2 protein-coding genes and 1 pseudogene are annotated in these 3542 nt (G+C 36.0%); all 3 read left to right on the top strand.

Going from position 1 to position 3542, the window contains the following annotated elements; genetic code table 11:
- Window positions 1-1767: pseudogene (locus AC1DJR_RS22160) on the top strand (molybdopterin oxidoreductase family protein); the annotation flags it as partial.
- Window positions 1768-1779: 12 nt separating this feature from the next.
- A complete protein-coding gene (locus AC1DJR_RS22165) occupies window positions 1780-2262 on the top strand; it encodes a helical membrane plugin domain-containing protein (protein WP_477003508.1) in 483 nt (160 codons plus the stop codon).
- Window positions 2263-2416: 154 nt separating this feature from the next.
- On the top strand, window positions 2417-3542 hold a 1126-nt coding region (locus AC1DJR_RS22170), incomplete at its 3' end, for a glycerophosphoryl diester phosphodiesterase membrane domain-containing protein (RefSeq protein WP_477003509.1).

Genomic DNA, 3542 nt, shown 5'->3' on the forward strand with positions numbered 1-3542 from the left:
TATTGCCAATCTCCAGCGACAGACGGTTTATTTAAAACTGTCGGTATGGGTGGGGATGCTTGAACAGTAAAAGATATTGCTGAAGCAGGTCTTGTTATTATTGTTGGTGCAAATCCAACAGAAGGTCATCCTGTACTTGCAACTAGAGTAAAGCGTGCTCATAAATTACACGAGCAAAAATTGATTGTAGCAGACCTTCGTAAACACGAAATGGCAGAGCGTGCTGATATATTTGTTCACCCGAGTCAAGGAACGGATTATGTATGGCTTGCTGGTATTACGAAATATATTATTGATCAAKATTGGCATGATAAAAAGTTCATAGCTGAAAATGTAAAGAATTTTGATGAATATAGCAAAATGCTAGAAAAGTATACGCTTGATTATACTGAGAAAATTACAGGGATTTCTAAAGATMAKYTTAAAAAAATGGCTCGTATGGTATATGAAGCAGATGGTACTTGTGTACTTTGGGGAATGGGTGTAACTCAAAATACAGGAGGAAGTACAACGTCAGCWGCAATTTCAAATTTACTGCTTGTTACGGGCAACTATCGTCGTCCTGGTGCAGGTGCGTATCCGTTACGCGGACATAATAACGTACAAGGTGCTTGTGATATGGCAACATTACCGAATTGGCTTCCAGGTTATCAGGCAGTTTCAGATGATGTGCATCGTGCGAAATTTGAGAAAGCATACGGTACTACCATTCCGAAAGAACCGGGACTAAATAATATCGCAATGTTACTAGCAGCGGAAGAAGGAAAACTGCGTGGTATGTATGTTATGGGAGAAGAAATGGCTTTAGTAGATTCAAATGTCAACCATGTACAACATATTTTAGCGAATTTAGACTTCCTTGTTGTTCAAGATATGTTCTTATCGAAAACAGCTCGTTTCGCCGATGTTATTTTACCAGCAGCACCAAGCTTAGAAAAAGAAGGAACGTTTACGAATACAGAGCGCCGTATTCAAAGATTATACGAAGTATTGAAACCGCTTGGTGATTCAAAACCAGATTGGTGGATTTTACAAAAAGTAGCTCGTGCACTGGGCGGAGACTGGAATTATGGAAGTCCAAGTGAAATTATGGACGAAATTGCATCGCTTGCACCGTTATACTCTCAAGCGACGTACGACCGTCTAGAAGGCTGGAATAGTTTATGTTGGGGTAGCCATGATGGTAGTGATACACCATTATTATATGTAGATGGATTTAACTTCCCAGACAAACTAGCACGTTTATCACTAGATGAATGGGTTCCGCCAGTTATAGCACCAGATGAGTATGATTTACTATTAAATAATGGCCGTATGCTAGAGCATTTCCATGAAGGGAATATGACGAATAAGTCGGCTGGTATTTTATCTAAAGTGTCTGAAGTATTTGTTGAAATTTCACCTGAACTTGCTAAAGAACGTAATGTGAAAGATGGTGGTCTTGTAGAGTTAGCATCACCATTTGGAAAAATCAAAGTACAAGCGCTTGTTACAGATCGTGTAACTGGAAATGAGTTGTATTTGCCGATGCATGCGACAGTAAATGAAGAGGCAATCAATATTTTAACAGGAACAGCAACAGACATTTATACGTGTACACCAGCTTATAAACAAACAATGGTGAAACTGCGCGTATTACGTGAAAAAGGAAATCGTCCGTTACCATCTTCAAACCCGAGAGATAAAAAACGTCATCCGCAAAATGGTGTTGAAATCGAGCGAAAGTGGCAAAGAAAACAATACGTATCACTTGTGGACCAGAATTAGGGGGCGGAGATAATGGCAAAAGAGATTACTTTAATTAAAAAGAAGATTGTAACAGAAGAAGAAAAAAAACAGCAAGTAACAGATGAGTTGTTAAATGATCTAGCTGAGAATAGAGAAGCAGTAGAAGAGACGATGCAGCTATTAGCGCAGTTGCAAAAAGCAGGAATTTTAAATGCAGCAATTAGTTTACTTGCTGCAAAAGAAGATGTTTCCAAAATAGCTGTTGAACAATTGAATCGTGAACCAGTAAAAAACGCATTAAACAATATGATGGGGGCAGGAGAGGCATTATCTTCAGTGGACCCAGAAATAACGAAACAAATAACATCTAGTTTAGTCACTGGATTACAATTTGCAACAGAGGAATTAAATAGTGGTAAAAAAACAAAAGTGATGGATTTCTTTAAAGTGTTAAAAGATCCAGATATCAATAGAGCAATTACATTCGGTTTTAGCTTCTTGAAAGCATTTGGTCAAGGGTTAGAGAAAAAATAGAGTAAATGAAAAAGTGATGGCAAGTAGCCATCACTTTTTCATTGTATGTATAAGAGTGTTCATGTTAAGCGGAATATATTATTATTAAAAAGATGGGTTGGAAATGGAAATATGGAATCCATCTCAAATATCGTTTTAGAATGTGGAGGAATATATGCAACACCGTAAAAGACTATCTATACCAGGGGTAATGGGACATTCCTTTCAAACAGTTAGATTTGCTTTTTGGAATGTATTAACCTTTCAACTTGCTTATAAATTATTAGCAGCAATTGTATTTGTCCCGCTATTTGGGATCATTTTTAATAAGTTATTGTATTTTGGTGGTTATGCAAATGCGACGAATGATGAATTATTAGCGTTTTTAAAGACACCATACGGCATTTTGGCAATCGTAATTTTATCATTGTTAGCACTGTTTCTTATCTTTACGGAATTTGCGGTGCTTATTATCATTTCGTACTTCGCTCATAAAAGACAAAAGGTGAAATTACGTCCGATTTTATATAAAACCGTAACGTATTTACCTACTCTTTTCACATATTGCTTACCAGGATTTATTTTATATGCTGTCGTATTGTTACCTCTTTTAAATCTTGGATATGAAACGGCATTAATTCCGCAAATTCAAATTCCTAACTTTATTACAGGAGAACTGTTTAAGACAACGATGGGACAAGTTGGTTATTACACGTTCTTTGCTGTAGTTGCGTATTTGAACCTTCGCTGGATTTTTGTTCTACCTATTGTTGTTTTAGAGCAAAAGCCGTTTCGCACAGCAGCACGTAAAAGTGCAACGTTAGTAAAAGAAAGTTTTTTTAAAGTACTATTCTTTTTAGTAGGATTTTTTATTTCAATAGGGATTGTGTACGGTGTATTTTTKGGAATGTATTTATTGTGTCTATGGGGYATGTATGAATTTACAAATCCACAGGGAACATTTGCATTATTAGCRGAATCAACAATGTCTGTATTTTTAACGAGTACATTGTATTTATTTAGTTTTATCGTGACGCCATTTTATATTATGGCAATAACACGATTGTATTTACAAAAGGTTCCGGTTGAAGATGTTTTATTAGAAGAAGGATTAGATTATTCGAAAACAAAAGCAGATAAATGTTTCTTCCAAAAACATCGTTGGAAATTTATTGGTGTATATATTGTAGGAATTATTACTGCCGGAATGGTCGTTGCCTTCATTGTAACGTTTATTTCAAATTCATATAAAGAACCAATTATTATGGCTCATCGTGGTTATATTTCAAAAGGTGTAGAGA

Source organism: Bacillus sp. 05T31, assembly GCF_056396725.1.

Excerpts from the sequence above, each read along its gene's own strand:
- AC1DJR_RS22165 (WP_477003508.1), top strand. The coding sequence starts at position 1,780 with ATGGCAAAAGAGATTACTTTAATTAAAAAGAAGATTGTAACAGAAGAA.